27 protein-coding genes are annotated in these 26,580 nt (G+C 61.9%); 20 read left to right on the top strand and 7 right to left on the bottom strand.

Annotated elements, in window-relative coordinates:
* Positions 1–25: 25 nt before the first annotated feature.
* From METH_RS06300 to METH_RS06235, 14 genes are all read left to right on the top strand, one after another.
* A complete protein-coding gene (locus METH_RS06300) occupies positions 26–487 on the top strand; it encodes a tellurite resistance TerB family protein (RefSeq protein WP_024089590.1) in 462 nt (153 codons plus the stop codon).
* On the top strand, positions 487–927 hold the full coding sequence (locus METH_RS06295; protein ID WP_024089589.1) for a tellurite resistance TerB family protein: 441 nt from the start codon (positions 487–489) through the stop codon (positions 925–927). Before METH_RS06300 ends, METH_RS06295 begins: the two co-directional genes overlap by 1 nt.
* Positions 924–1,688, top strand: coding sequence for a phosphate/phosphite/phosphonate ABC transporter substrate-binding protein (locus METH_RS06290; RefSeq protein WP_024089588.1), 765 nt, complete (start codon positions 924–926; stop codon positions 1,686–1,688). The genes METH_RS06295 and METH_RS06290 overlap by 4 nt, the downstream gene beginning before the upstream one ends.
* A 143-nt stretch (positions 1,689–1,831) precedes the next feature.
* The gene (locus METH_RS06285; protein WP_024089587.1) at positions 1,832–2,611 is read left to right on the top strand and encodes an ABC transporter ATP-binding protein; all 780 of its coding nucleotides are present in this window, start codon (positions 1,832–1,834) and stop codon (positions 2,609–2,611) included.
* A 46-nt stretch (positions 2,612–2,657) separates the two neighbouring features.
* Entirely contained in the window at positions 2,658–3,365 is a 708-nt protein-coding gene (locus METH_RS06280; RefSeq protein WP_024089586.1) for a transporter substrate-binding domain-containing protein, read from the top strand.
* Positions 3,366–3,473: 108 nt separating this feature from the next.
* Entirely contained in the window at positions 3,474–4,358 is an 885-nt protein-coding gene (locus METH_RS06275) for an ABC transporter permease (RefSeq protein ID WP_024089585.1), read from the top strand.
* Positions 4,355–5,161: an ABC transporter permease gene (locus tag METH_RS06270; RefSeq protein ID WP_024089584.1), complete on the top strand. Its 807-nt coding sequence runs from the start codon at positions 4,355–4,357 to the stop codon at positions 5,159–5,161. The genes METH_RS06275 and METH_RS06270 overlap by 4 nt, the downstream gene beginning before the upstream one ends.
* Positions 5,162–5,356: 195 nt before the next feature.
* Positions 5,357–6,676 carry a glutamine synthetase family protein gene (locus tag METH_RS06265; RefSeq protein WP_024089583.1) on the top strand — a complete coding sequence of 440 codons (1,320 nt, stop codon included), beginning with the start codon at positions 5,357–5,359 and terminating at the stop codon, positions 6,674–6,676.
* Positions 6,677–6,748: 72 nt separating this feature from the next.
* The gene (locus METH_RS06260) at positions 6,749–7,429 is read left to right on the top strand and encodes a type 1 glutamine amidotransferase (RefSeq protein WP_024089582.1); all 681 of its coding nucleotides are present in this window, start codon (positions 6,749–6,751) and stop codon (positions 7,427–7,429) included.
* Positions 7,429–8,787: a glutamine synthetase family protein gene (locus tag METH_RS06255; protein ID WP_024089581.1), complete on the top strand. Its 1,359-nt coding sequence runs from the start codon at positions 7,429–7,431 to the stop codon at positions 8,785–8,787. Before METH_RS06260 ends, METH_RS06255 begins: the two co-directional genes overlap by 1 nt.
* Before the next feature lie 106 nt (positions 8,788–8,893).
* Positions 8,894–10,204 (top strand): NAD(P)/FAD-dependent oxidoreductase, encoded by a 1,311-nt coding sequence (locus tag METH_RS06250; RefSeq protein ID WP_024089580.1) that lies wholly within the window; start codon positions 8,894–8,896, stop codon positions 10,202–10,204.
* A gap of 138 nt (positions 10,205–10,342) precedes the next feature.
* On the top strand, positions 10,343–11,548 hold the full coding sequence (locus METH_RS06245) for a DegT/DnrJ/EryC1/StrS family aminotransferase (protein ID WP_024089579.1): 1,206 nt from the start codon (positions 10,343–10,345) through the stop codon (positions 11,546–11,548).
* Positions 11,549–11,640: 92 nt separating this feature from the next.
* Positions 11,641–12,162 (top strand): hypothetical protein, encoded by a 522-nt coding sequence (locus METH_RS06240; protein WP_044008579.1) that lies wholly within the window; start codon positions 11,641–11,643, stop codon positions 12,160–12,162.
* A 53-nt stretch (positions 12,163–12,215) separates the two neighbouring features.
* Positions 12,216–12,410 carry a hypothetical protein gene (locus METH_RS06235; RefSeq protein WP_024089577.1) on the top strand — a complete coding sequence of 65 codons (195 nt, stop codon included), beginning with the start codon at positions 12,216–12,218 and terminating at the stop codon, positions 12,408–12,410.
* 200 nt (positions 12,411–12,610) lie between these two features.
* Here METH_RS06235 and phaR read toward each other — a convergent pair whose 3' ends face one another.
* Positions 12,611–13,165, bottom strand: a complete 555-nt coding sequence (gene phaR / locus METH_RS06230; protein ID WP_024089576.1) for a polyhydroxyalkanoate synthesis repressor PhaR — start codon at positions 13,163–13,165, stop codon at positions 12,611–12,613.
* Positions 13,166–13,360: 195 nt separating this feature from the next.
* On the opposite strand from phaR, the gene METH_RS06225 reads away from it, so the two are divergent.
* Complete coding sequence (locus tag METH_RS06225) at positions 13,361–14,230, top strand: NAD-dependent epimerase/dehydratase family protein (RefSeq protein ID WP_024089575.1); 870 nt, start codon at positions 13,361–13,363, stop codon at positions 14,228–14,230.
* 113 nt (positions 14,231–14,343) lie between these two features.
* Positions 14,344–16,095, top strand: coding sequence for an adenylate/guanylate cyclase domain-containing protein (locus tag METH_RS06220; RefSeq protein ID WP_245602963.1), 1,752 nt, complete (start codon positions 14,344–14,346; stop codon positions 16,093–16,095).
* Between the two features lie 96 nt (positions 16,096–16,191).
* On the opposite strand, the gene METH_RS06215 is transcribed toward METH_RS06220, so the two are convergent.
* Positions 16,192–16,641, bottom strand: coding sequence for a phasin family protein (locus tag METH_RS06215; protein ID WP_024089573.1), 450 nt, complete (start codon positions 16,639–16,641; stop codon positions 16,192–16,194).
* Between the two features lie 132 nt (positions 16,642–16,773).
* Positions 16,774–18,576 (bottom strand): PHA/PHB synthase family protein, encoded by a 1,803-nt coding sequence (locus METH_RS06210; protein WP_024089572.1) that lies wholly within the window; start codon positions 18,574–18,576, stop codon positions 16,774–16,776.
* 133 nt (positions 18,577–18,709) lie between these two features.
* Here METH_RS06210 and phaZ point away from each other — a divergent pair, with 133 nt between their 5' ends.
* Positions 18,710–19,984, top strand: coding sequence for a polyhydroxyalkanoate depolymerase (gene phaZ, locus METH_RS06205; protein WP_024089571.1), 1,275 nt, complete (start codon positions 18,710–18,712; stop codon positions 19,982–19,984).
* A gap of 4 nt (positions 19,985–19,988) precedes the next feature.
* Positions 19,989–20,561, top strand: coding sequence for a DUF6151 family protein (locus METH_RS06200; protein WP_024089570.1), 573 nt, complete (start codon positions 19,989–19,991; stop codon positions 20,559–20,561).
* On the opposite strand, the gene METH_RS06195 is transcribed toward METH_RS06200, so the two are convergent.
* The 3 genes from METH_RS06195 to METH_RS06185 form a co-directional block, all read right to left on the bottom strand.
* Complete coding sequence (locus tag METH_RS06195; RefSeq protein WP_024089569.1) at positions 20,558–21,283, bottom strand: alpha/beta fold hydrolase; 726 nt, start codon at positions 21,281–21,283, stop codon at positions 20,558–20,560. The two genes, METH_RS06200 and METH_RS06195, sit on opposite strands and share 4 nt — an antisense overlap.
* 122 nt (positions 21,284–21,405) lie before the next feature.
* A complete protein-coding gene (locus METH_RS06190) occupies positions 21,406–21,831 on the bottom strand; it encodes a VOC family protein (protein ID WP_024089568.1) in 426 nt (141 codons plus the stop codon).
* A 113-nt stretch (positions 21,832–21,944) separates the two neighbouring features.
* Positions 21,945–22,694 (bottom strand): alpha/beta hydrolase, encoded by a 750-nt coding sequence (locus METH_RS06185; protein ID WP_024089567.1) that lies wholly within the window; start codon positions 22,692–22,694, stop codon positions 21,945–21,947.
* A gap of 132 nt (positions 22,695–22,826) precedes the next feature.
* On the opposite strand from METH_RS06185, the gene METH_RS06180 reads away from it, so the two are divergent.
* Positions 22,827–23,834 carry an Lnb N-terminal periplasmic domain-containing protein gene (locus tag METH_RS06180; RefSeq protein ID WP_024089566.1) on the top strand — a complete coding sequence of 336 codons (1,008 nt, stop codon included), beginning with the start codon at positions 22,827–22,829 and terminating at the stop codon, positions 23,832–23,834.
* 102 nt (positions 23,835–23,936) lie between these two features.
* Here METH_RS06180 and METH_RS06175 read toward each other — a convergent pair whose 3' ends face one another.
* On the bottom strand, positions 23,937–24,185 hold the full coding sequence (locus METH_RS06175) for a hypothetical protein (protein ID WP_024089565.1): 249 nt from the start codon (positions 24,183–24,185) through the stop codon (positions 23,937–23,939).
* Positions 24,186–24,467: 282 nt separating this feature from the next.
* Between METH_RS06175 and thrS the strand changes: the two genes are divergently transcribed.
* Entirely contained in the window at positions 24,468–26,414 is a 1,947-nt protein-coding gene (gene thrS, locus METH_RS06170; protein WP_024089564.1) for a threonine--tRNA ligase, read from the top strand.
* The last annotated feature ends 166 nt before the right edge of the window (positions 26,415–26,580 follow it).

Here is a 26,580-nt window from a genome sequence, read left to right as displayed (position 1 = left end):
CTATTCCAAAGGTCTGCTGATGCCCTTGCTCAAGAAATTCTTCCAAGCGTTCCGCCCCTCTGAGACGCCGGCGCTTCCTGACCCGGATGCCGAATTGGCACTGGGTGCCCTGCTGGTGCGGGTGGCCCAGTCCGACCGCGAATATCAGCTGGAAGAAATCAGCCTGATCGACCGGATCCTGGCCCGGCTCTACCAGCACAACGCAATCGAGGCCGCCAAGGTGCGTGCCACCTGCGAAAAGCTGCACGCCGCGGCACCGGAAACCGACACCTTCGGGCGGCTGATCCGGGAGACCACCGGGCTGGAGGAACGGCTGGCGGCGATGGACGCGCTGTGGGAAGTGGTGCTGGCCGACGGCAACGAGCACGCGGGTGAAGTCACCATCGTCGAAGAGGCCCGCAAGGCAATGGGCCTGTCCTATGCCGACAGCCAGAAAGCCCGCGCCCGCGCGGTTGAGAAATTCAGCGGCACAGCGGAGGAAAGCTGATGTTCAAGGAGCTTCTGCAGCGGCTGCTGGAGCCTGGGCCTGCGCCGCTGGATGATGAGGGCGCGCGGCTTGCCCTGACCGCGCTGCTGGTGCGGATCGCCCGCTCTGACCACAATTACTCCGAAGTGGAAAAGGACCGGATCGACCGGATACTGGCCACCCGCTATGGGCTGGACACCGGCGGCGCGCTGATCCTGCGCGAACAGGCTGAAGCGATGGAGGCCGAGGCCCCGGACACGGTGCGCTTTACCCGCGCGATCAAGGATGCCGTGGCCTATGAGGACAGGATCGGCGTGATCGAGGCGCTGTGGCAGGTGGCCCTGGCCGACGGCCGACGCGATGCAAATGAAGATGCTCTGCTGCGGCTGTCATCCAGCCTGCTTGGGGTTTCGGATGTGGACAGCGCCAGGGCGCGCAAACGGGCAGAGGCTGCATTATGATTGCTCATCTTGGAATGTATGACCGCCCGGAAACGGCCGAGGCTAACGACCGGTTCTGGGCATTGATCCGCACCCATCTGGGCCGCGGGCCGGACCAGCTGACCCGCGGCGCCGATTTCTGGGAGGTCTGGAAATCACCGGAGCTGCTGCTGTCACAGACCTGCGGCTGCCCGTACCGCACCCGGCTATATGGCGAGGTGGAGCTGGCCGGCACCCCGGACTACGGCCTACCCGGCTGCCCGGCGGGCTATTACAACAGCGTCTTCATTGCCCGCAGTGCGGACGCAGGTCAGCCGCTGTCAGCCTTTGCCGGCCGCCGCTTTGCTTATAACGAAGGGTTATCGCAATCCGGCTGGGCCGCACCGATGGTGCATATGCACGACCGCAGCATCCTGCCAGGAGCGCTGGTGGAAACCGGCGGCCACAGCCTGTCGGCCCAGGCCGTTGCCGAAGACCGGGCCGATTTCGCTGCACTGGACGCGCTGACCTGGGAATTGGTCAAGGCGCACGACGGGTTCGCCGAAGGCCTGACCGAAATTGAACGCACTGAACCGACGCCCGCCCTGCCCTATATCACCGCCCTGGGCCAGAATCCGCAGACGCTTTTTGCTGCCATCGAAGCCGCAATCCGCGGGCTGGACGAAGACACCAGGAACCTCTTGCATCTGAAGGGGCTGGTGCAGATTGCCCCAAGTGACTACTTGGCGGTGCCAACCCCGCCGGGGCCGGTGCTGACCGAACAGCGCATCCGTGCTGCTTAACTGATGCTGCGTTCCCTTCCGAAATGGCGGATCCCCCCGTCACTTTGGCACCCGCAGTGCCGGCTTGTGCGGTTTGAACGTTGCATTCGGTCTTTTTTTCGGTCCAATAAGAACGAATTTCCACTTACAGGGACAAAAACGCCTTGACCGATACTTCGCCCGTTCTGCAAATCCGCGGCCTGCATAAATCCTATGGCGAGCTGGAAGTGATCAAAGGCGTTGATATCACCGCCCACAAGGGCGACGTGGTCTCGCTGATCGGGTCTTCGGGATCAGGAAAGTCTACCCTGCTGCGCTGCTGCAACCTGCTGGAAGACAGCCAGGAAGGCGAAATCCGGTTCAAGGGCGAGCCGATCACCTGGTCCGGCGTGGGACCGCACCGCCGCCCGGCGGACGCCAAACAGGTCCTGCGAATCCGAACCAACCTGTCCATGGTGTTCCAGCAATTCAACCTGTGGGCCCATATGACCATTCTGCAGAATGTGATGGAAGCCCCGGTCACCGTGCTGGGCCGCAACCGGGCCGAGGTGGAGGAGAAAGCCCGCCATTACCTGGCTAAGGTCGGCATCGGGGACAAATGCGACGTCTACCCGGCGCAGCTGTCAGGCGGTCAGCAGCAGCGCGCTGCAATTGCCCGCGGGCTGTGCATGGAACCCGAAGCACTGCTGTTCGACGAACCCACCTCCGCACTCGACCCTGAGCTGGAGCAGGAAGTTGTCAAGGTGATCAAGGACCTCGCTGCAGAGGGCCGCACCATGCTGATCGTGACCCATGATATGAACATGGCGGCGGATGTTTCCAGCCACGTCGTCTTCCTGCACCAAGGTCTGGTCGAGGAGGAAGGAACCCCGGACGAAGTCTTTGGCGGCACCCGCTCTGAGCGGCTGCGCGCATTCCTGTCCTCGACCCGCCACGCGCATTGAGCAATAACAAACACGTCCAATAACAAAACAGAACGGGAGTTAACTCATGAAGTCACTGATCCTTGGCACCGCCGCCCTGGCGCTGACCGCGAGCATGGGCCTGGCGGACACTGTGCGCCTGGGCACCGAGGGCGCCTATGCGCCGTGGAACTTCGTCAACGACGCTGGCGAGATCGACGGTTTCGAGCGTGAACTGGGCGACGAGCTGTGCAAGCGTGCCGAACTGACCTGCGAATGGGTCAAGAACGACTGGGATTCGATCATTCCGAACCTGGTCTCCGGCAACTACGACACCATCATCGCCGGCATGTCGATCACCGACGAGCGTGACGAAGTCATTGATTTCACCCAGCCCTACACGCCGCCGGATCCGTCCGCCTATGTCGCGCAGTCGGCAGACGTTGACCTGGCAAGCGGCGTGATTGCAGCCCAGGCGACCACCATTCAGGCCGCCTTTGTTGCCGAGCAGGGCTGGACCCTGGTCGAATTCTCCACCCCGGAAGAAACCGTCGCCGCTGTGCGCAACGGTGAAGCTGACGCGGTTCTGGCCGACAAAAGCTTCCTCGACTCTGTGGTTGGCGATGACCTTGTGATGCTGGAGCGCACCGAAGCGCTCGGCGGCGGCGTTGGCATGGGATTCCGCGAATCCGACGCTGAACTGCGCGGCACGTTCGACGCGGCGATCCAGACGATGAAAGACGACGGCTCGCTGAACGAACTGATCGCCAAATGGGAAGTCTCTTCCCAGTGGTAATCTGATCCTGTTTCAGGATCTGCAGGCCCGCCGCTGCGGCGCGCGGGCCTCATTCATTCTCATCCGGTGCCGCGCGCCGGGCGTGAACAGAAAAAGACAGGCTCACCTATGTTTTCCTATTGCACGGACCCATCGACGCTTGAGGGGCTGAGCTGGCTCAGCTGCTACCTGACCACCGGCAAGCATTTGAACCTTTATTTCTCGGTCTTTGTGGTCCTGACCCTGCTGGCCATCACCGCACCGGTCGCGCTGCTGTTCGGATTCGGCGCTGCCAGTGCCGCACGGTCCAAGATCCCGCCGCTGCGCTGGTTCGGGATCGGCTATACCAGCATTGTGCGCGGCGTGCCCGATATTGCCTTCTTCCTGTTTTTCGTCATCGCGCTCGACCAGGCGTTCGAGTGGATGCGCCACAAGGTGAAATGCCCGGACTGGGACGAACCGGTCCGGCGCGGCATCGACTTTGTGGTGTGCGATGCAGCAAAACTGCCACTGTCCACCTCGCCGCAGTGGGTGCATGAGACCTATGGATTCTTCTTGGCGGTTCTGACCTTCTCGATCGTGTTCGGCGCCTTTGCCGCCAACGTCCTGTTTGGCGCCATGCGTGCGGTGCCGCACGCCCAGATCGAAACCGCCGAGGCCTATGGCATGACCAGCCGTCAGGCGTTCTGGCGCATCCTGGTGCCGCAGATGTGGGTCTATGCGCTTCCGGGCCTGTCGAACCTGTGGATGGTGCTGATCAAATCCACCCCGTTGCTGTTTCTGCTAGGGGTCGAGGACATCGTTTATTGGGCACGGGAACTGGGCGGCACCAAAACCGCCAGATTCACCGACTACCCGCACCCGAACTGGCACGTCTGGTACTTTGCGGCGCTGCTGGTCTTCTACCTTTGCTTTACCAAAGTTTCCGAAGTTGCCCTGGACCGGATCATGAAGCGCCTGACCAAGGGCCAGGCCACCGCGGCAGGCGAAGCACAGAGAAAGGCAGCGGCATGAGTTGCGTTGAAACCATTCAGGCCTATGCCTTCCGCTCCCTGGGCTTTGGAGAACGGCTGCTGCCCAAGGGCGAATACACCCTGTGCGAACACTTCACTCTGATCGGCTCCGGCATGATCTGGAATGTTTACTTCGGCATCGTTGCTTTGACGACCGGCTTTTTCCTGGCCGTCGCTTTGGCGGTTGGCAAATCCAGCCCCAATCCGCTGTGGCGCAAACCGGCGGAGTGGTTCATCTTTGTGTTCCGTGGCAGCCCGCTGTTCATTCAGTTCTTCTTTGCCTACGCTTGCTTCCTCAGCCTCAAAAGCGTCTCCAGCTTCTTTGATCCCTTCACCTCGGCCTGGCTTGGCGCGCTGGTCGTGCTGTTCTGCAATACCGCGGCCTATTCAGGCGAGATCTTCCATGGCGCGCTCTTGTCGATCCCAAAAGGCGATATCGAAGCGGCCGACGCCTATGGCATGTCCGGCTGGACGCGGTTCCGCCGGATCACCTTCCCGACCATGATGCGGCTGGCCTGGCCCGCCTACACCAACGAGGCGATCTTCCTGTTCCACGCCACCACGCTGGTGTTCTTTTCAGGCTTTCCGGCCTGGCGGCAAAAGGGCGATGCGCTGTACTACGCCAGTTATTTCGCGGACAAGACCTTCAATCCATTTGTCCCCTACCCGATCCTGGCCTTCTATTTCATTCTGCTGACACTGGTCGTTATCTCCGTGTTCGGGTTTGTGAACAAACAGCTGAACCGGCACCTTCCGCAAGAGCGGCGCAGCCGGACCAAGTTGCGGTTCAACCTGATCCGCTGAATTCAGAATGGCTCCTTCGGGAGCCATTTTTTTGAAACGCCGGATCCAACCGGGCGCGTTCTGGGCCTCTGACCGCAGGGCGCTTTTTCCGGAAAATGAAGCCGCCGGAGCGTCACTTCAAACTTTTGATCAAATTATCTTGGCGAATGGAATTCTCTGCGCTAGGGTTGGCGCAACGCATTCATGGAGCCTCCAATGGACCTGTCCGGACTAAAGACCATCCGCATTGCCGCCTGTGACATGAACGGCCAAATGCGCGGCAAACGCCTGCCTGCGGGCATGGCCGCCAAGCTGGACAGCGGCGCGGCCCGGATGCCGATCTCCACCCTCAATGTCGATCTCTGGGGGTGCGATGTCGAAGACAACCCGCTGGTGTTTGAAACCGGCGACGCCGACGGGGTGATGCTGCCGACCGAACGCGGTGCCGTACCGATGCCCTGGCTCAAAAGCGCTTCGGCGCTGGTGCCGATGGCGATGTACTGGGAAGACGGCTCTGCTTTCCTAGGCGACCCGCGCCACGTTCTGGCCGATGTGCTGTCGCGCTATGCGGAGCGCGGCTGGACCGTCGTGGCCGCGACGGAAATGGAATTCAGCCTGCTGGATGACAGCGGCCTCCGCCCGTCACCGCCGATCGACCCGCAGACCGGCCGTGAGCTGGATCAGCAATCGGTGCTGTCAGTGGCCGAACTGGACGCCTTTGATGACTTCTTCACCGATCTCTATGACGGTGCCGAGATGATGGGCATCCCCGCCCAGTCGGCAATTTCCGAGGCGGGCCTGGGCCAGTTTGAAATCAACCTGAACCATCAGGAGGCGATGCGCGCCGCAGATGATGCCTGGCTGTTCAAGGCCTTGGTAAAAGGGCTTGCGCGCAAACACGGCTTTGCGGCGACTTTCATGGCCAAACCTTATCCGCAAGAAGCCGGCAATGGAATGCATGTGCATTTCTCGGTCGAGGACAAGGACGGCAGCAACGTCTTTGACAACGGCGGCGACACGGGGTCGGACCTGCTGATGCACGCCGTGGCGGGCTGTCTGGCGGCGATGCCCGCCAGCTCGCTGATCTTCGCCCCGCACGGCAATTCCTATGACCGGCTGGTGCCCGGCGCCCATGCGCCCGTCAGTGCCGCCTGGGCCTATGAAAACCGCACCGCCGCCATCCGCATCCCCGGCGGCAGCCCCAAGGCGCGGCGCATCGAACACCGCGTCGCCGGCGGCGACATCAACCCCTATCTGATGCTCGCAACCGTGCTTGGCTCTGCCCTGGCCGGGATCGAAGATCAGATGCAGCCCCCCGCCCCGTCCGAAGGCAACATCTACGAGATCAAGGGCCTGCCGCAGCTGGCCGCCGACTGGGAGACCGCGATCAACTGGTTCGAAAGCGATCCGCTGATCGCCCGCGTGCTGCCGGAACTTGCCATCCGGAACCTGGTGATGACCAAACGGCAGGAGCTGAAAGGCTTTGCCGAGCGCCCCCGCGAGAGCCATTGGCTGTCCTGGCTGGAAGCGGTATAGCGCCGCCCTGCCCCGGGGCTTGCCTGCTCCAGCCCCCTCAGCTAGGCTCAATTTGATCAAATCTGGTGACTTATGAAAATCGGCATCCTGCAAACTGGACACTCCCCCGAAGATCTGTTCGGCCCTTTCGGAGATTACGACGGCATGTTCCGCGACATGCTGGACGGCAACAGCTTTGAATTTCAAACCTGGGCGGTGGTGGATGGCGTGTTTCCAGACAGCGCCGATGACGCCGACGCCTGGCTGATCACCGGCTCCAAGCACGGCGCCTATGAGGATCACGCCTGGATCCCGCCGCTGGAAACGCTGATCCGCGAGATCAACACCAGGAAACAGCCCCTGGCCGGCATCTGCTTCGGCCATCAGATCATCGCCCAGGCGCTTGGCGGCAAGGTGAAGAAATACGAGGGCGGCTGGGCCGTGGGCCGCGTCACCTATGAGGTAGACGGCCGCGAGCTGACCCTTAATGCCTGGCACCAGGATCAGGTGGTGGCACTGCCGGAAGGCGCCCGCGTGCTTGGCGGCAACGACTTCTGCCGGAACGGCATCCTGGCCTATGGCGATCACATCATCTCCTGGCAGCCCCACCCCGAATTTTCCAGCGCCTTTGTCGGCGGCCTGATCGAAAAACGCGGCCGCGGCGTGGTGCCGGACGGCCTGCTGGACCGTGCAGCCGCCGAACTGGACGCCCCCGTGGACAATCAAGACATCGCAACCTTCCTCGCAGAATTTTACAGGAAAGAGAGGACTTAATGTCAGCCTGGCTCGACGCCCTTCCCGAAGCAGCAAAAACCTATCTGGAGGGCCGTCGTCTCGACGAAGTTGAATGCGTTATCTCGGACCTTCCCGGTATCGCCCGTGGCAAGGCGGTACCGGCATCCAAATTCGCAAAGACCGACTATTTTCATCTGCCTGACAGCATCTTTTACCAGACCATCACCGGGGACTGGGCTGATGCCGCGGATGAAGATGGCTGGATCGAAAAGGACATGACGCTGAAGCCGGACATGTCCACCGCCACGGCCGCGCCCTGGACCGGCGACTGGACGCTGCAGGTGATCCACGACGCCTATGACCGCGAAGGCAAACCGATACCTTTCAGCCCCCGTAACGTGCTGAAGCGTGTTGTGCAGCTTTATCATGACAAGGGCTGGAAACCGGTTGTGGCGCCCGAGATGGAGTTTTTCCTGGTCGCCCGCAATATTGATCCTGCACATGAGATCAAGCCGATGATGGGCCGCTCCGGCCGCCCGGCGGCAGCGCGCCAGGCCTATTCGATGACTGCGGTGGATGAATTCGGGCCCGTGATCGACGATATCTATGATTTCGCCGAGGCCCAGGGCTTTGAAATCGACGGCATCACCCAGGAAGGCGGCGCCGGCCAGCTGGAAATCAACCTGCTGCACGGCGACCCGGTCAAACTGGCGGATGAAGTCTTCTACTTCAAACGGCTGATCCGCGAAGCGGCGCTGCGCCACGACTGTTTTGCCACCTTCATGGCCAAGCCGATCGAGGATGAGCCCGGCTCAGCCATGCATATCCACCATTCGGTTCTGGATATGGAAACCGGCGAGAACATCTTCTCCGGCCCGCAGGGCGGCGAGACGGATGCGTTCTACAATTACATCGCAGGGTTTCAGAACCATCTGCCGGCGGGCCTGGCAGTGATGGCGCCTTATGTGAACTCCTACCGCCGCTACGTGAAGGATCACGCCGCCCCGATCAATCTGGAATGGGCACGCGACAACCGCACCACCGGCATCCGGATCCCGCTGTCGGGTCCCGGGGCGCGGCGGGTCGAAAACCGCATCGCCGGCATGGATTGCAACCCTTACCTGGGCATCGCGCTGTCGCTGGCCTGCGGTTACATCGGCCTGATCAACGAGGAACGCCCGCGCAAGCAGTTCAAGGGCGACGCCTATGAGGGCGAAGGCGATATCCCGCAAGTGATGGGCCAGGCACTGGACCTGTTTGACGCGGCCACCGAACTGCATGAGGTTCTGGGCCCGGAGTTCGCCCGCGTCTATTCCATCGTGAAACGTGCGGAATATGACGAGTTTCTTCAGGTGATTTCCCCCTGGGAGCGCGAACATCTGCTGATGAACGTGTAAGCCCTCCGGCGCTGCGCCTGGGTGCAGCGCCAGTGCAATTGAGTACTTAAGAAAAGATGAAGTGCAGGCTGCCCGCAAGGGCGCCTGTAACCGACAGAGGTGCGTGATGGGCATGAACCTGCTCTATTCCAATGACCGCAAGGGCCATTATCCAAACAGCTGGTACGCAGCGACGGCCACCCCAATGGAGCGGTTTCCGGCTCTGGCGGGGGAGCTGACCGCGGATGTCTGCATCGTCGGCGGCGGCTATACCGGCTTGTCCGCTGCGCTGCATCTGGCCGAAGCCGGTCAGCGTGTCGTTGTGCTGGAAGCGCACCGTGCGGGGTTTGGCGCCTCGGGCCGCAACGGCGGCCAGCTCGGCAGCGGCCAGAGGATGGAACAGGACGGGCTGGAAGCGCTGATGGGCGAGCCCGAAGCGCAAAAGCTCTGGCAGCTGGGCGAGGACGCCAAAAACCTGGTCAAAGCGCTGATTGACCGTCACAAAATCGACTGCCACCTGAAACCCGGCATTGCCCATGCGTGCTTTTCCAAAAGCGAAGCCGCCCATGAACGGGCCTATGCCGAACACCTGCAGAACCGCTATGGCTACGATCAGATCCAGCCGCTGGATGAAGCCGGGCTGCAGGCCGTCTGCCCCTCTCCCGCCTATAAGGGCGGCTCGCTGGACATGGGGGCCGCCCATCTGCACCCGCTGAACTTTGCCCTGGGCCTGGCCCGGGCGGCGGCGGGCGCCGGAGCGCAGATCTGCGAGCAAAGCGAGGTTCTGGACATCCAGGAAGGCGCGCAAGTCCGCGTGCGGACAGCAAACGGCACAGTCACAGCCGGACACCTGATCCTGGCCTGCAACGGCTACCTGGGCGGATTGAACCGCCAAGTCGCCGCGCGGGTGATGCCGATCAACAATTTCATCCTGGCAACCGAACCGCTGGGCGCGGATGCCGCGCGGGTGCTTGCCCGTGACGTGGCGGTGGCAGACAGCAAATTCGTGGTGAACTATTTCCGCCTCAGCCATGACAAGCGCCTGCTGTTCGGCGGCGGCGAAAGCTACGGCTACCGCTTTCCTGCCGACATCGCTTCCACCGTGCGCAAACCGATGCAGCAGATTTTCCCGCACTTGAAAGACGTCCGTATCGACTACGCCTGGGGCGGTACCCTTGGCATCACCATGAAGCGGATGCCCTATCTGGCGCGGCTAGCGCCGAATGTCCTGTCTGCTTCGGGCTACTCCGGCCACGGCGTCGGCACCGCCACCCATGCGGGCCAGCTGATGGCGCTGGCCCTGCAGGGCCAGGCCGAGGGCTTCGACACCTTGGCCCAAGTCCCCGCGCCCCGTTTCCCGGGCGGGCCGCGGATGCGATCACCGCTGCTGGCTCTGGCGATGACCTGGTTTTCCCTGCGGGACCGGCTGGGGATCTGACCCTAGGCCGGTTTCCGCGCAACTCCGCAACAGTTCTGTGAAATTCCGCCTGCAGCGGCGATTTCCGCTGCGGTGGCCCTTGGCATCTCCGGTGTCCATATTTAGATTTTCCACAGAAACAATTCGGGATTCTGAAATATGGCTTTGCCGCCCAATGTTCATGACGCTGAACCCATTCCCGCAGCTGCCCGTGAGGCCATTGAGGCCCTGATGCAGTCGGGCGATCTGTTCCGCTACACTGCGCCGGAAAACGCACCTGTGACGCTGCTGGAACAGGAATATGCAGACCTCTTGGGCAGCAAATATGCGCTGGCAGTCTCCTCCTGCTCCGCTGCCTTGTTCCTGTCACTGAAGGCGCTTAGCCTGCCCCGCGATGCACGTGTGCTGATCCCCGCCTTCACCTTTGCCGCGGTGCCCTCGTCGGTGGTGCACGCCGACTGCGTGCCGGTTCTGTGCGAGGTGGGCGAAAACTACCGCATCGACATGGCGGATTTCGAGGCCAAGCTGGACAGTGTACAGGCGGTGATCATCAGCCACATGCGCGGCCACACCTCGGACATGGACGCGATCATGGCGCTCTGCGACGCCCGCGGCATCCCGGTGGTCGAGGACGCGGCCCATTCGCTTGGCACCACCTGGAACGGCCGGAACATCGGCACCATCGGCAAGGTGGGCTGCTTCTCCTTCCAGTCCTATAAAATGGTCAACGGCGGCGAAGGCGGCATTCTGATCACCGACGACGCCGGCCTGATTGCCCGCGCCGTCATCATGTCCGGCGCTTACGAGCATAATTGGAAAAAGCACAAGGGCCCGCGTGGTGAAAATGCCCCGGACCTGGAACAGGCTTTTGCCAAGTGGCAGAACCAGCTGCCGCTATATAATCTGCGGATGAGCAATCTGTCCGCAGCCGTGATCCGCCCGCAGCTGCCGGAACTGGCGCGCCGGGTGCGCGACGGGCTGGCCAACCATGACTATGTGGCCGCGCGTCTGAATGCCTCCCCCTATTTTGACGTGCCAGCGCCGCTTGCCCCTGAACGCCGCGCGCCGGATTCGATCCAGTTCAATCTGGCGGGTCTCAGCGAGGCGCAAACCCGCGCCTTTGCCAGCACGGCAGAAGCCAAGGGCGTCAAAGTGCAGGTCTTCGGCCTCTCCAGCGACAACGCCCGCGCCTTCTGGAACTGGCAGTTCCTGCGCGATCAGCCCGAGCTGCCGCAAACCCGCGCCATGCTGATGAAGGCTTGCGACGTGCGGCTGCCGGTGCGCCTGACCCGTGCCGAGCTGGATGTGATTGCAGATATTCTGCTGGCTGCGGCCAAGGAAACCATGGCCAGGGCAGCCGCCTGAAAAGCGCCAGTAGCTGACCACGCGACCGCCCCGGCCCTGCGCCGGGGCTTTTCGTGATTGCAATCCAGGGCTGTGCCGTCCAGTTTGCCGCCATGACTCCGCTTCCCGAATTCGACCGGCGCCCGGCCACAGCCCTGGTGGCAATGGCCAATGCGCTCGGCATGGGCGATCCCGTCAGCGAGGACGCGCTGATGCAGGTCATGCGCGCGGTTTCCGCCAGCAGCGGCGAACGGGCGGCCCTTCTGGCTGCGATCGGTGCCGCAAATGATCCGGAAACCGGAGTCACGGTGGCGGATTTGCTGACCGCCTTTGCCACCCGCGCCGGAGATGCCGAAGCCCAGGTCCGGGATGCGGATCAGGTCATCGGCCAATGGTCGCAGCGGCTCGCCGCCGGCGCGCTGCTGGCCAGCTTCGCCGCCGCCATAGCCGGCACCGTGACCGGCGGGCTGGCCTTCGGCCTCACTCTGCTGTCCTTTTCCGGCTTCATTTTCGCCACCGCCTCCCGCCTCGGGGGGCGGACGCGGCGGCGCCTCAAGGCACAAGAGCGCGAGGCGGCAGAAACCTTGGCCCGCCACGTGCTGGAAGCGGCAAAACACACAAACACTGCGAAGTGATATGGAATTTTCAGCGGTCCATGCCTATATTGGACCCGAAACCGGAGAACAGCATGATTGAAGCCATGGGACTGGAAACTGTCATCGTCAGCGCAATTACCGGGGCCTGCACCCTGTCTTTTGCTGCCAGCGTCTATTTGTTCTATCGCTCCAAACCGCAACCGGAAACCGGCGATTTGGACGAAATCGTCAGGAACGCGCCTTACCACCGGCTGCACAATATCCTGAAAATCAAACCGCGCGCCTGACCGCCGCATCCGGGGTCTGATACCCGGCACTGCGCATGTACCCGGCGCCGCGCATAGGCGCTGCAAATCTCACTGATAAAAGAAGTGAAAAGAGAATGGCACCGCAACGCGGTGCCACGCTTAAGGATGAGATACAGCCGCAGATTGGTTGCGGCCAGACGGGTGCCCCCGTTGATCAAGACCCCGCGCTGTCAATCGCCTTACTTCATCTTCGACAGTTTTTCCTGCAGCTCGGCCAACTGCTTCTTGATGTCGTCCAGATCCTCGCCGTCTTCGGATTTCTCTTCCGCGGACGCGCCGCCGGTCCAGCCGGCCGCGCCAAGGCCGCCGGTCATGGCCTTCAGAAACGCTTCCTGCTGCGCCTTCATCGCTTCGAACCCCGGCATCTTCACCATCGGGTTCATCGCGCTCATGTTTTCCATCATCTTTGACTGGCTTTCGCGCAGCATATCAAAAGAAGACTGCAGGAACTGCGGCATCACCCCGCCGCCGGGCACCATGTAGCTGCGCACCAGATCGTTCAGCACATTCACCGGCAGCACATTCTCGCCGCGGCTTTCATGCTCAGCAATGATCTGCAACAGGTACTGCCGTGTCAGGTCGTCGCCGGTCTTCAGATCAACGATCTGCACCTCGCGCCCTTCCCGGATGAACCCCGCGATATCCTCCAGCGTGACGTAATCACTGGTCTCGGTGTTATAAAGCCTGCGGCTCGCGTACCGCTTGATCAGCAAGGGTTTGTCCTGTTCTGCCATGTAATCCCTCCCCGGTCATGACGCATTGCAGCAAAGCCTATGCCAGCGCAGAACAAAAGGGAAGCCTCCGCGTGTTTTCGGCAACATTTGTTCCTGCCCCCCTGCAGCGACTGCAGCCAAGACGCTTGACCTCAACCCGGCTTGAGATTTTACAGAGGATCCCGCACCAGAAACTGCAGCAGGAAAGCGCGGGGCATGAAAATCCTGATTCTCGGCGGCACCGGATCCATTGGCACCGCCGTCACCCAAGACCTGGTCCGGCACGGGCATGAGGTCACCGGTCTCAGCCGCTCGGATGCCTCGGACCGCAAACTGGCGGCATTGGGTGCCCGGCCCTTGCGCGGTGATCTGCGCCACCCCGGCAGTTGGGCCCGCGAGATCTCCCGCGTGGACGGGTTAATCCAGCTGGCGGCCACATTCGGCACCGATATGGCCGAGGCGGACACAACCGCCATGGCTGCTATTCTGCGTCAGGCGGCCATGCGCCCAGCGCCGCTGCGGCTGATCTATACCGGCGGTTGCTGGCTGTACGGCGCCACCGGCAACCGGATCGCCGATGAAGCCAGCCCGATGCGGCCGCTCAAACCCTTTGCCTGGATGCAGACGAATGCCCGTGCAGCGCTTGCTGCCCCGGCGCTTTCCACCGCTGTGATCCATCCGGCGATGGTGTACCACCCGGAAGGCGGCGCCTTCTCCCGTTATCTGGAGGCCGCCCGGCAGAAGATTCCGTTCGAGATCTGGGGCAGCGTCGCAACCCGCTGGCCTCTGGTCGAACGTGCGGATCTTGCCCGTGCCTACCGGCTGCTGATGGAACACCCCCGGCTCAAGGGCCATTTCAACGCCAGTGCTGAAACCGGCGTTCCCGTGGCTGAGATCACCCGCGAGATTGCCCGGCGCCATGGCCATGACGCCAGCTATGTTGTGCGCAGCCTGAAGCATGTGCTGATCAAATACGGCGATTGGGCCGCAGGCCCGACATTGGATCAGCAAATGGACTCCGGGAAACTGCGCCGGATGGCCGGCTGGCAGCCGCAGCACAGCAGCTTCCGCAAGGCGCAGTTTTGACTTCAGGACGCGACCTCATGAACAAATACCGAACGTTTTGCATTTGAGGTGCCGCAATAGACTCTCAATGTGATATGTTTCAGTCAGGGTCTTTTGAGTCTGTGGTAGCGGGAATGATGGCTGACCAAGGGGACAGACAAAGACAAGCTGCTGTACTAATTGCTGATGTGGCCGGGTTTTCCGCGCTGGTTGAAACCGGCGAATCGGAGGCGGTTGCCGCGGTTCGCCGTCTTGCGGACGACATCGTGGTGCCTGTGGCTCATCAGTATTCAGGTCAGCTTGTCAAAACACTGGGCGACGGTTTTCTGCTGGAGTTCGGGACCTCTGTGCAAGCGGTGAAAGCCGCCTTGCTGATTGCCAAGCGGACCGCTGCCTCGGCTGCCAGCCGCCCGCCGCCCCATCTGCACCTTAGAATGGGAATTCACACAGGAAACGTCATCGCTGCCGGGGGCGATCTGTTCGGCAGCTGTGTCAATATCGCGGCCCGCCTCGAAAGCCTTGCCGGACCCGGTGAAATCTGCGTTTCCGGCACGGTTCAAGAGCAGGTCCGCGGCAGGATCAATGCGGCCTTTGACGATCTTGGCCTGCAGGTCATCCGCAATATCTCAGACCCGGTTCGGATCTTCCGAATAGCCGAAAACCCGATGCCGCGCTTTGAAGCCGAAGGCCCCGCCTACGAAGTGTCCATCGCAGTTTTACCCTTTCTGAACAAATCCCCTGGTGCACCCGGAGCAGACAGTCTGGCTGAAACCCTGACCGAAGACGTGACCATCGGCCTGTCCCGGTTCCGCGATCTGCGTGTCATATCCCGCACCTCGGCATTCCGCTTTGCCAGCAGCGCATCAGAAACATCTCTGGCGGCGGTGGAACTCGGCGTCCGCTATCTGGCCGAAGGAACGGTGCGGCAGCGGCCTGGAAAACTGCGGGTCGCCGTTTCGCTGGCAGATGGCTACAGCGGTACGACGCTGTTCAGTGAACAATACCATCTGGACGACGAAGCCGGCTTCAGCCGTCAGGACGCTTTGGCCCGGCAGATCACCCAAACCCTGGCCGGACAGCTGCAGGCCACCGCAAAACGCATGTCGGCCGAAGTTCTGGCAAACGGCGGCCCCTGGACGTCAAGGGAACTGGTCCTGCAGGCCAAAGCCCTGACCCTCGACACCCGGGACGCTCTGCATCGGTGCCGGCAGCTGTATCAGACCGCCTGTGTCAGCGACCAGGGGAACCCCTCTGCCTATTCGGGATTGGCGCTCACATATCTGGTGGAATGGATGAGCGGCTGGGGCTTGTCGCCCGAGGACACTCTGGACCAGGCTTTCCCCTGTCTGCGCCGGGCAGCCCGTATCGACCCGCTGGACAGCGCCGTGCAACGCCGGCTGGCGATCATGCATCTGTTCAAGGGAGATTTCCCCATGGCAGAAGACCATTTCCAGCGCGCCCTTGCCCTGAACCCGAACGACACTGAAGCGATGGCCTTCCGCGGTCTGTCCTATGTGTACCGGGGCCAGCCCGAAAAGGCCCTTGCCGAATTGGATCAAGCTTCTGTCCGCAACCCGTTTCATCCAACCTACTTCCACTGGTTCAGGGGGCTGGCGCTGTACATGTGCCGGGAATACCTGCCAGCCATTTCAGAAGTGAACAAGGCTGTCGGGCTGTTTCCCGGTTTTCCGGCCCCGCACTGCCATCTGGCTGCCTGCTATGCACAATTGGGAGACAGGGCAGCGGCGGCGCGGCAATGCGGGCGCATCCTTGGCCTGGAGCCGGAGTTTTCGGTCGCCCGCATCAGCAAAACCCTTCCCTTCGTCAGAGCCGCCGATCTGGAGCATTACTGCGACGGGCTGCTGCGGGCCGGACTGCCGGACTGATCTCTGAACAGCAAAAAGGGCAGGCCCTGCGGCCTGCCCTTTTCTCACAGTCCGGCTCCGTCAGGGAGGAGAGCCAGGGCCGGTCCGTGATCGATCTTACTTTGCAGCAGCAGAAGCTTTTTTCGCTGCGGAGGTCACTTCGTCGGTGGCCTTCTTCACAGCTGCGGTCGCTTCTTCGCCCATGTCTTTGCCGGCAGCCATCACCAGTTCGACGGTTTCCATCTGGACCTTCTTGGCGATCTCAGCAAAGGCAGCCATGTTTTCAGCAGCCACTTCAGCGGAAGCGGAGGCGAAATCGGTTGCGGCTTTGGCATAGTCGGCCGGGTCGGCTTTGACTTTGGACACATCGCCCAGCTTGGAGATGGTTTCTTTGGTCCACTTGTTCGAGATCTCAGCGGATTTGCCGGCAGCGTCCAGCGCAACGGCGGACAGCTTCTCGTTCAGGGCTGCGGTGTTCTTGAAAACGTCTTCCATCGCTTTGGTGTCGACCGGGAAGGCGCCCATGAAGTCTTTCATCATCGCGGTGAAGTCTTGGGTCTTTGCCATAGTTCTAATTCCTCAGAAAGCTGCAGCAGGACCATCCTGCGCTCTTAGCATGAGAAGAATATGCTTTCTGCACCGCAGCATTTCAAGGTTTTTAATGCTGCGGTGCAGAAAAAAATCACAAATCCCGTAAAATCAACGGCTTGCCTTGACCCTGACATAGGACCCAGGGGCAGGCATCAAAGAGGGATACCCCGAATCCCCGGCTTCGCGGGCGGGAACCTGCTTGCCGGACCGCTTCTTCAGCCAATCGTTCCAGCGCGGCCACCAGGAGCCTTGGTGGTATTCCGCCCCCTCCATCCAGGCCTCGCTGTCGCCTTTCAGATCTGGATTGGTGTAATGGCCGTACTTCTTCTTGCTGGGCGGGTTGACGATACCCGCGATATGGCCGGACTCCGACACGATGAAACTCTTGCTGCGCGACCCCATCTGCTGCACCCCCCGGTAGCAGTCCTTCCAGCGGGCGATATGGTCCGTCTCGCAGGTGATCGACATCAGCGGCACGTCCACATCCCTGATATGCAGCTTGTGGCCCATCAACTCGAACCCCTCGCGGACAAATTCATTGTTCTGGCACAGGCCCCGGAGATACTGAACCGCCATCCGGCCCGGCAGGTTGGCGCCATCGCCGTTCCAATACAGCAGATCAAAGGCCGGCGGCGTCTCGCCCATCATGTAGCTTTTGACGGCGGGGCCATAGATCAGATCCTTGGAGCGCAGGAACGACATGGTCCGCGCAATCACCCAGGAGCGCAGCAGCCCATCCTCTTCCACCTGCGCCTCGATCCCGTCAACGAAATCATTCTGCAGGAACGGCGTGAACTCGCCCTGATCACCGAAATCGGTCAGGGTGGTAAAGAAGGTCGCTGATTTCACCGATGTGTCGCCGCGCTGTTTCAACAGCGACAATGTCAGGCTCAGCGTGGTGCCGGCGATGCAGTAGCCTACAGCGTTCACCTGTTTGACCTTGCAGATCTCCTTGACCGTTTCAATCGCGGTCAGGATGCCCTCCTGCATGTAATCTTCCATCCCCACATCGGCATGGCTGGCATCCGCATTGACCCAGGAGACGACGAACAGGGTATAGCCCTGCTCGGTCACCCATTTGATCATGCTGTTCTGCGCCTTCAGATCGAGGATGTAGAACTTGTTGATCCAGGGCGGGAACAGCACAATCGGAGTCTCGTGCACGGTTTCCGTCGCCGGTTTGTACTGGATCAGCTCCATCATCCGGTTGCGGTAGACCACATCGCCAGGCGTGGTGGCGATATTGCCGCCCAGTTCAAAGGCGCTCTCATCCGCCAGCCGCACCACCAGTTCGCCATTGTTGGCTTCCAGATCTGTGACCAGGTTCTCCAGCCCGTCGATCAGCGACTGGCCTTCGGTCGCTACAGCCTTTTCCAGCGCATCCGGATTGGTGGGCAGAAAATTGGTCGGCGACATCATCTCGATGATCTGGTCGGCAAAATATGTCAGGCGCTGCTTGTCCTTGCCGTCCAATTCGCCCGCATCCTGCACCGCTTTGCGGATCGCATCGGCGTTGGTTATGTATTGCTGCTTCACAAAATTGAAGTACGGGCTGCTTTCCCACAGAGGATTCGAAAAACGGCGGTCCGCGGGGCCGCCGTCATCGGTGCTGTCCAATTGTCCGGCCAGGGCCTTCTGCGCTTCGGCGAAATTCAGCACCGATTTGCTCCAGTACCCGATCTGCTGCTCCAGGATCTTGGCGGGGTTTTGCATCGCCTCTGTCCAATAGGCGGTTGCTGCACGTGCATAAAGCTCTTGATTCGGACCGTCCAAAGCGGGGTTATGCGGGACCTTCCGGGACATGACATCCGCCAGACGCTTGCTCAGCTCCTCGACACGGCTCATGTTTTCCTTAAGCTTTTCAATGCTCTCAGAACTGGCCACTGCGGAAAATTCGTCACTAGTTGTCATATAAATGAATCCCTCATAGGCTTTCTGCTATGCAGAATACTCTTCTGCATTTTTCAGGGCGAAGCGGCGATTGGTCCAATGTTCCGGATTTGATGGTCCGATGACGCAGGGGCAAAGCCCGAAGGAGACACGCATGCGATACATGATGACCTACGATCTGATGGAGACAGTCCGGAACACCAACCAATGGTTGGGCGCCACCGCGCTCTCCATGGCATCTTACCCGGTCTTTTCCGCCTTGCCAAACCCTGCTCTCAGCTGGATGGCCGCCTGGGGTGAAGTAACGGAACGTACTTACCAGCGAATGGTGGTGAAACCGGACTGGGGCATCCGCACTTTCACCTGCGAAGACGGCAAGGACCATCTGGTGGACATCACCACTGTGGTCGAACGGCCGTTCGGCGATTTGATCCATTTCAAGGTAAACGGACGCGAAGAACAGCCGCGCAAGGTGCTGCTGGTTGCCCCGATGTCCGGCCATTACGCCACCCTCCTGCGGTCCACGGTCAAAAGCTTGATCGTCAATTGTGAAGTCTACGTGACAGACTGGCATAACGCCCGCGACATTCCTGTTTCCGCAGGGAAATTCGATGTCGAGGACTACACGCTTTACCTCGTCGACTTCATGCGCGAACTGGGGCCGGACACCCATGTTGTCGCGGTGTGCCAGCCGGTTCCCTTGACCCTCGCCGCCACCGCCTATCTGGCCGAACAGGACCCCAAGGCGCAGCCGTCATCCTTGACGCTGATCGGCGGCCCGGTGGACCCGGACGCCACCCCGACCGAGGTCACCGATTTCGGCCGCCGCGTCACCATGGGCCAGCTGGAGGAAACCATGATCCAGCGGGTCGGCTACAAAAACAAAGGCGTCGGGCGCAAAGTTTATCCGGGCCTGTTGCAGCTGGCCTCCTTCATGTCGATGAACGGCGAACGCCATTCCAGGGCCTTCGTGGACCAGATCCAGCGCGTGTCCCGCGGCGAGGCGTCGGATCACGACGCCCACAACCGGTTCTATGACGAATATCTGGCTGTCATGGACATGACCGCGGAATTCTACCTGTCCACTGTCGAGCGCGTCTTCAAACGACGCGAGATCGCCCGCAACGAATTCGTTGTGAATGGCCACAAGGTCGACATCGGCAAAATCACCAATGTGGCGGTAAAGACTGTCGAAGGCGCCAAGGATGATATCTCTGCCCCCGGCCAATGCGTCGCCGCGCTGGATCTTTGCACCGGCCTGCCTGACAGCATGAAAGCCAGCCACCTGGAGCCGGGCGCGGGCCACTATGGCATCTTTGCCGGCCGCAGCTGGCGCGACAACATCCGCCCGCTGGTGATCGATTTCATGAACGCCAACAGCCGCCGGAAACCGGGCCGCAAGCCTGCCAACAAGAACACGGCTGCCTGACAGCATGGGGGACGGGCTGGCGTTTTCCTGCAATTGCGGGGCCTTGCGCGGCGAAGTGTCAGCGCAGGGCATCAAAGACGGCACCCGTGTTGTCTGCTATTGCGCCGACTGCCGCGCCAATGAGCTGCACCACGGCCGCCCCGACCCGGCGCCGGATCCGGTCGACCTGTTCCAGCTGGCGCCGGACAGCATCACCATCACCCAGGGCGCCGCGCATCTGAAAGCGCTGCGCTTTGGACCGCGCGGGCCGTTGCGCTGGTACGCATCCTGCTGCGGCACGCCGTTTGCAAACACCCTGGCCAAGCCCACGCTGCCCTTTGCCGGGATGCGGGCAGACCTGTTTCAGGACACATCCGCACTTGGCAAAATCCGCGCCAAGGCCTTCCTCCCGGTTACCGGCAAACAGACCCGGACCAAGGGCGGCGGGGTCTTGGCCTGGGGCATTCTCAGCCGGATGATCACGTCGCGCCTGTCCGGCCGCTGGCGGGAAACGCCGTTCTTCGATGCAGCCACCGGCAAACCGGTGGCCGAGCCCGAATTGCTCTGCAAAGACCAGCGCGCAAAACTTTACTCTTAGGACACCGGCACGGCCAGCCAGTGCAGCAGCGCCCGGTTCACGGCGTCGGGCTGCTCCAGCACCGGCAAATGCCCGGCCCCGGCGATCACCTGCAGCTGCGCATCCGGGATCAGCTGCGCCAGCACCTGCAGTTTGGCGACCGGGGTGATCGTGTCATGCTCCCCGGCCAATACCAGCGCCGGAACATGCACCCGCCGCATTGTCGCCTGCTGATCCAGCCGCCGCTGCAGCGCGCGGGCCTGCGCCACAAACATCTGCGGCCCCAGTTCCATCCCCATCTGGCAGAACAGGTTGTGGACTTCCAGCCTGCCCGGCCCCGGCGCCAGCGCCTCCAGCGGCAGCGTCTCGCGCAGCACATCCTGCAGCCGTCCGGTCCGGGCTGCTATGATATACGGTTCCCGGTCGGCGGCCTGCTCCGGCGTTTCCGCCAGCGGGTTCGCGCCCATGATGCACAGCCGGCTGATCCGTTCAGGGGCGCGGCGCAGCAGCTCCATCGCCACGATCCCGCCCAGCGACACGCCTGCCAGGGCAAACCGCGGCGGCAAATGGGCCAGCATCCGGGCGGCAATCTTTTCCACCGTGTCGCCGCCCGCCAGCGGCAGCACCATCACGGGCATACTGCCGGAAAAACTCCTGACCTGAGCGTCAAAAATCCGGCCGTCGCACATTATCCCCGGCAGCAGAACCAAAGGTTCCCGGCACGGTTGCTGGTCATAAGGCATATCCTGCCCTCGCGGTTTGCCTGCCACCCGTTGCCTTAACACTGCGGAGAACAGCCCCCGGGATCAAGAAAAACTTCCCGGCTGCGAGGATTTAGAAAGCTGCTGCCGCCGCGGTGCCTCGCCTAATAGCCGTTCCAGCAAAAGGCGCCATTGGCGGCCAGTTCTGAAAACGGGTTGAACGCGATTTCCCAGATGTGCCCGTCCGGGCTTCGGAAATAGCCGTGATGCCCGCCCCAGAACACATCCTGCGCAGGCTTCAGCACTTCGGCGCCAGCCGCCTCTGCTGCCGCCAGCAGCGCAGCCACGTCCTCCTTGCTGCGGGTGTTGTGGCTCAGCGTCACCGCACCGGTGCCCAGCTCTGCTTCTGCTAGACCCGTCTCAGCCGCCAGCGCCGCCAGCGGATACAGCCCCAAGGTCTGGGAGATCAGATCAAAGGCAATCACCCCGTCCGGGCTTTCAGCACGCTGCCACCCCAGTGCTTCGTAAAAGGCAGCCGCCATTTCCATATCCGGCACACCCAGCGTAATCAGGCTTACCCTCTGTTCCATCAGTCAATCCCATGCCTCTGCAACCACATCCGCAGCGCCGCCGCGATACCCTGCCGCCGCTCCTGCAAAATCATTTCAACAACCGGACTGCCCTATGCACAGTACCCGCCGCTTCAATCCCCGCTCAGAATGTCCAGAACGGCGTCTTCGATCATTGTCAGGCAAGCCTCATCCGAGAACCGGTGGTCGGCGTCCTTGACCAGGGTCAGCCGCATGTCGGCACAGGCGGCATGATCCAGCAGCCGCAGCGCGGTCCCGGTTGACACGGCGGTATCCGCCGTACCCTGCAGGCAACGCGTCCTGAAGGGCAGGAACAAGGGCGAGCGCAGCACCAGCCGCTGGCGCCCGTCTTCGATCATCCGCTTGGAGACATGATAGGGCTCCATGTAATCGCTGGGCAGCTCCACATAGCCTTGGGCTTCCAGCTCGGCCTTCTGCGCGTCCGTAAAATTGGCCCAGTACCCGTCCTCGGTGAAATCCGGTGCCGCCGCGATGGTGACCATCCCCTTGATCCGCTCCGGCACCTCCCGCGCCAGCAGCAGCGCCTGCCAGCCGCCCATCGATGACCCCACCGGGACGATGTCCCCATCGGTCAGATGCGCCACCGCCTCCAGCGTATCCTCGTGCCAGTCGCCGATGCAGCCTTCCTCAAACGTGCCCGAACTTTCACCATGGCCGGAATAGTCGAACCGCAGAAAGGCCTGACCGCGCGCCTTGGCCCAGGCTTCCAGATGCACCGCCTTGGTGCCCTCCATGTCGGATTTCAGCCCGCCCAGAAACACCACGCATGGCCCCTGCCCGTCGCTCTTGTGATAGGCAATCCTGCGGCCCTGGGCGGTCTCGAGGAAAGATGTGGCGGGCATGTCGCTGGTCTCCTGTCCTTTTTCCTGAAATGTGGCATGACGGCGCCTGCCCCGCAAGCGCCGGCACTCCCTGCTTGCAAGCCCCCCGCCTGCCTCCTTATGGTCCGCAAAAATTTTCAAGGGACCCAGGGCATGTTCAGACTCATCAAAGGCGCTGTGATCGCCGCCGCCATTTTGGCCGTCGCCCTGGCCACCGCCTGGGCGGCTTTGGCGCTGTGGTACCGGCTGCCCTTCGGCCCGATACCGCGCGGCCTGCTGGCAGGCGGATTCACCCTGTTCGGCCTTGCCGTCATCGCCGGGCTGCTCCGCAGGCGTGCCTTGCGTGCGCTGGCCGCATTCACCCTGGCACTGGCCGCGGTGATCCTGTGGTGGTCCACCCTCGTGCCGCCTTCCGAACGCAACTGGTCCCCCGACGTGGCCCGCCAGGTTACCGGCCAGGTTGACGGCAACACGCTCACGCTTACGGATGTGCGCAACTTTGCCTGGCAGACGCCAGAAGACTACAGCGAACGCTGGGAGACCCGCAGCTATGACCTGACCGCGCTCGACACGGTGGATCTGTTCATGTCCTATTGGGCCGGGCCGCAAATGGCGCATATGATCGTCAGCTTCGGCTTTGAAAACGGCGATCACATCGCCTGGTCGGTTGAGGTGCGGCGCCAGGCCGGCGGCGGCTTCTCTCCCATTGCCGACCTGTTCAAGTCCAACACCCTGGTGATCCTGGCCGCCGATGAACGCGACGTGATCGGAACCCGCACCAACGCCCGCGGCGAAAACGTGCAGCTGTTCCGCATTGACGTCAGCCCCGAAACCGCCCGCACCTTGCTGATGCAATATGTCGACGCCGCCAACAGCCTTGCCGCCCGGCCAGAGTGGTACAATTCGCTCACCACCAATTGCTCCACCGTGGTGATGACAATGATCCGCGCCTTTGCGGACGAAGTGCCGCTGGACTGGCGGGTTCTGGCCAATGGCTACCTGCCGGATTACGCATGGGAACAAGGTGTGCTCGACCAGACCCGCACAATCGGCGAGCTGCGCGCCCTGGGCAGCATCACCCCGATCGCCCAGGCCCACGGCGTGACCCCGGACTATTCCGCCGTGATTCGCGAAGGCGTCCCCGCCTTCGCATCGAACTGATCCGGCTACTTTCCGGTCTAAAATACTCCGGGGAGCGCGAGGGGCCGGCCCCTCGCCTCTTTTCGCTTTGCAGCCGCGTTCAGAAAACCCCGCTGGACGCGGTCACGAAACGCTTGCAGCCGGGCTGGAAACGGTTTTCTGAGTACTCAAGCGCCCAAGCAGTTCCTGAATCCGGCTCAAGGTCTCTCCAACCCGCAGCGCCTTTTCACCGCTCGGCCCGCCCTCGACATGCGCGCAATGCTCGTAAGACAGGCGGCGCTGCGCCAGGATCTTCTGTGACTGGCAAAGCGCGGTTTCAATCAGGTCCACATCCTCAACCGTCAGGTCAAAGTTCGGGTTCGGGCGGGTCATCGGAACACTCCTCCGGGTATGTCCATGGGTTCAGATCTTCTGGCCACCCTGCCCCAAGCCGTTTTGCATTGCAATATTTTTTTGTTACTTTTCAATTGCTTACCTGTATACACATATGTGCAATGGCATGCACAGGCACACAATGGAAAATTCCGGGGCAATTGCAGCGGCATGCAAACCCGTCTTGACTTGCCCCCGCTTTGACCGCAAAACGCGCGGACCAAACACATACCCGCAACCGGGCGTTCTGTGGGCGCCAAACCGACGAGGAGCAGCCAGACAATGGCCCAAATCTCTCTCACCTTCCCCGATGGCAATGCACGATCCTATGACGCAGGCGTAACCCCTGCGCAGGTGGCCTCCGGCATTTCCACCTCGCTGGCCAAAAAGGCCATTTCCGCCACCGTCAATGATCAGCACTGGGACCTGCAGTGGCCCATTGAAGGCGACGCCACCATTGCCATCCACACCATGAAGGACGAGGCCCAGGCCAACGAGCTGATCCGCCATGACCTGGCGCATGTGATGGCGCGCGCGGTGCAGGAAATCTGGCCCGACACCAAGGTCACCATCGGCCCGGTGATTGAAAACGGCTGGTACTACGATTTCGACCGGGCTGAGCCCTTCACCCCCGAAGACCTCGGCACCATTGAGAAAAAGATGAAGGACATCATCAACAAGCGCGATGAGGTCCGCACCGAGGTCTGGGAGCGCACCCGCGCAATCCAGCATTACACCGACTTGGGCGAACCCTATAAGGTCGAGCTGATCGAAAGCATCCCCGGCGATGAGCCGCTGCGGATGTATTGGCACGGCGACTGGCAGGATCTCTGCCGCGGCCCGCATCTGCAGCACACCGGCCAGCTGCCGGGCGATGCCTTCAAGCTGATGTCGATCGCCGGCGCCTACTGGCGCGGCGACAGCTCGCGCGCGATGCTGCAGCGGATCTACGGCGTCGCCTTCACCGGCAAGGAAAAGCTGAAGGCCCACCTCACCATGCTGGAAGAGGCCGCCAAGCGCGACCACCGCAAGCTGGGCCGCGAGATGGACCTGTTTCACATGCAGGAAGAGGCGCCGGGCCAGATCTTCTGGCACCCGAACGGCTGGAAGATCTACACCCAGCTGCAGGACTACATGCGCCGCCAGCAGGACCGCGGCGGCTATGTCGAGGTGAACACCCCGCAGGTCGTCGACCGCAAGCTGTGGGAGGCCTCGGGCCACTGGGAGAAATACCAGGAAAACATGTTCATCGTCGAAGTCGACGAGGAACACGCCCGCGAAAAGGCCGTGAACGCGCTGAAGCCGATGAACTGCCCCTGCCACGTGCAGATCTTCAACCAGGGCCTCAAGTCCTACCGCGACCTGCCGCTGCGGATGGCCGAATTCGGCTCCTGCAACCGCTATGAGCCTTCGGGCGCGCTGCACGGCATCATGCGGGTGCGCGGCTTTACCCAGGATGACGCGCATATTTTCTGCGCCGAAGACCAGATCGAGGCGGAAACCAAGAAGTTCATCGACTTCCTGTCCACCATCTACAAGGACCTCGGATTCGAGAAGTTTTCGGTCAAATTCTCCGACCGTCCGGAAAAACGCTCCGGCTCGGACGAGGTCTGGGACAAATCCGAGGCAGCCCTGAAGGCCGCAACCGAGGCCGCGGGCTGCGCCTATGAGCTGAACCCCGGCGAAGGCGCCTTCTACGGCCCCAAGCTGGAGTTCGTGCTGACCGACGCTATCGGCCGCGACTGGCAGTGCGGCACCCTGCAGGTGGACTTCGTGCTGCCCGAGCGCCTGGATGCCACCTACATCGGGCCGGACGGCGCCAAGCACCGCCCGGTGATGCTGCACCGCGCAACGCTCGGCTCCTTCGAGCGCTTCATCGGCATCCTGATCGAAGAGCACGCAGGCAAGCTGCCGTTCTGGCTGGCGCCGCGGCAGGTGGTTGTCGCCTCGATCACCTCCGAGGCGGATGACTATGTGCAGGAGGTCGTCGCGGAACTGAAACAGGCAGGCGTGCGCGCCGAGGCCGACATCCGCAACGAAAAGATCAACTACAAGGTCCGCGAGCATTCGGTCGGCAAGGTGCCGGTCATCCTCGCCGTCGGCCACCGCGAGGTGGAGGAGCGCACCGTCTCCGTCCGCCGTCTTGGCGAAAAGCAGACCAAGGTCGACTCCCTGGAAAATGTTACAAAGGCGCTGGCGGAGGAAGCAACCCCGCCGGACCTTCTGTAACATTTCCCCGCAAGATCAGCATCAGCGGCCCCCATTCGGGGGCCGTTTTGTTTCAAAGGCCGGCAAAAGCCCCTGAAACCAACGCTCTATGCAGTTGGCCGCCCTCACATAGCCTGACGCCGGCGTGAGACACGGGGTCGTGACTTAAATTCCCGGAAACCGCGGG

Origin of the sequence: Leisingera methylohalidivorans DSM 14336 (assembly GCF_000511355.1) — a bacterium.
Lineage (GTDB): Bacteria > Pseudomonadota > Alphaproteobacteria > Rhodobacterales > Rhodobacteraceae > Leisingera > Leisingera methylohalidivorans.
This window is presented reverse-complemented; position numbering and strand designations above follow the sequence as displayed.

Coding starts and splice junctions, on each gene's coding strand:
- METH_RS06295 (WP_024089589.1), top strand. CDS start 487: ATGTTCAAGGAGCTTCTGCAGCGGCTGCTGGAGCCTGGGCCTGCGCCG.
- METH_RS06290 (WP_024089588.1), top strand. CDS start 924: ATGATTGCTCATCTTGGAATGTATGACCGCCCGGAAACGGCCGAGGCT.
- METH_RS06280 (WP_024089586.1), top strand. CDS start 2,658: ATGAAGTCACTGATCCTTGGCACCGCCGCCCTGGCGCTGACCGCGAGC.
- METH_RS06275 (WP_024089585.1), top strand. CDS start 3,474: ATGTTTTCCTATTGCACGGACCCATCGACGCTTGAGGGGCTGAGCTGG.
- METH_RS06270 (WP_024089584.1), top strand. CDS start 4,355: ATGAGTTGCGTTGAAACCATTCAGGCCTATGCCTTCCGCTCCCTGGGC.
- METH_RS06265 (WP_024089583.1), top strand. CDS start 5,357: ATGGACCTGTCCGGACTAAAGACCATCCGCATTGCCGCCTGTGACATG.
- METH_RS06260 (WP_024089582.1), top strand. CDS start 6,749: ATGAAAATCGGCATCCTGCAAACTGGACACTCCCCCGAAGATCTGTTC.
- METH_RS06255 (WP_024089581.1), top strand. CDS start 7,429: ATGTCAGCCTGGCTCGACGCCCTTCCCGAAGCAGCAAAAACCTATCTG.
- METH_RS06250 (WP_024089580.1), top strand. CDS start 8,894: ATGGGCATGAACCTGCTCTATTCCAATGACCGCAAGGGCCATTATCCA.
- METH_RS06245 (WP_024089579.1), top strand. CDS start 10,343: ATGGCTTTGCCGCCCAATGTTCATGACGCTGAACCCATTCCCGCAGCT.
- METH_RS06240 (WP_044008579.1), top strand. CDS start 11,641: ATGACTCCGCTTCCCGAATTCGACCGGCGCCCGGCCACAGCCCTGGTG.
- METH_RS06235 (WP_024089577.1), top strand. CDS start 12,216: ATGATTGAAGCCATGGGACTGGAAACTGTCATCGTCAGCGCAATTACC.
- phaR (WP_024089576.1), bottom strand. CDS start 13,165: ATGGCAGAACAGGACAAACCCTTGCTGATCAAGCGGTACGCGAGCCGC.
- METH_RS06225 (WP_024089575.1), top strand. CDS start 13,361: ATGAAAATCCTGATTCTCGGCGGCACCGGATCCATTGGCACCGCCGTC.
- METH_RS06220 (WP_245602963.1), top strand. CDS start 14,344: ATGATGGCTGACCAAGGGGACAGACAAAGACAAGCTGCTGTACTAATT.
- METH_RS06215 (WP_024089573.1), bottom strand. CDS start 16,641: ATGGCAAAGACCCAAGACTTCACCGCGATGATGAAAGACTTCATGGGC.
- METH_RS06210 (WP_024089572.1), bottom strand. CDS start 18,576: ATGACAACTAGTGACGAATTTTCCGCAGTGGCCAGTTCTGAGAGCATT.
- phaZ (WP_024089571.1), top strand. CDS start 18,710: ATGCGATACATGATGACCTACGATCTGATGGAGACAGTCCGGAACACC.
- METH_RS06200 (WP_024089570.1), top strand. CDS start 19,989: ATGGGGGACGGGCTGGCGTTTTCCTGCAATTGCGGGGCCTTGCGCGGC.
- METH_RS06195 (WP_024089569.1), bottom strand. CDS start 21,283: ATGCCTTATGACCAGCAACCGTGCCGGGAACCTTTGGTTCTGCTGCCG.
- METH_RS06190 (WP_024089568.1), bottom strand. CDS start 21,831: ATGGAACAGAGGGTAAGCCTGATTACGCTGGGTGTGCCGGATATGGAA.
- METH_RS06185 (WP_024089567.1), bottom strand. CDS start 22,694: ATGCCCGCCACATCTTTCCTCGAGACCGCCCAGGGCCGCAGGATTGCC.
- METH_RS06180 (WP_024089566.1), top strand. CDS start 22,827: ATGTTCAGACTCATCAAAGGCGCTGTGATCGCCGCCGCCATTTTGGCC.
- METH_RS06175 (WP_024089565.1), bottom strand. CDS start 24,185: ATGACCCGCCCGAACCCGAACTTTGACCTGACGGTTGAGGATGTGGAC.
- thrS (WP_024089564.1), top strand. CDS start 24,468: ATGGCCCAAATCTCTCTCACCTTCCCCGATGGCAATGCACGATCCTAT.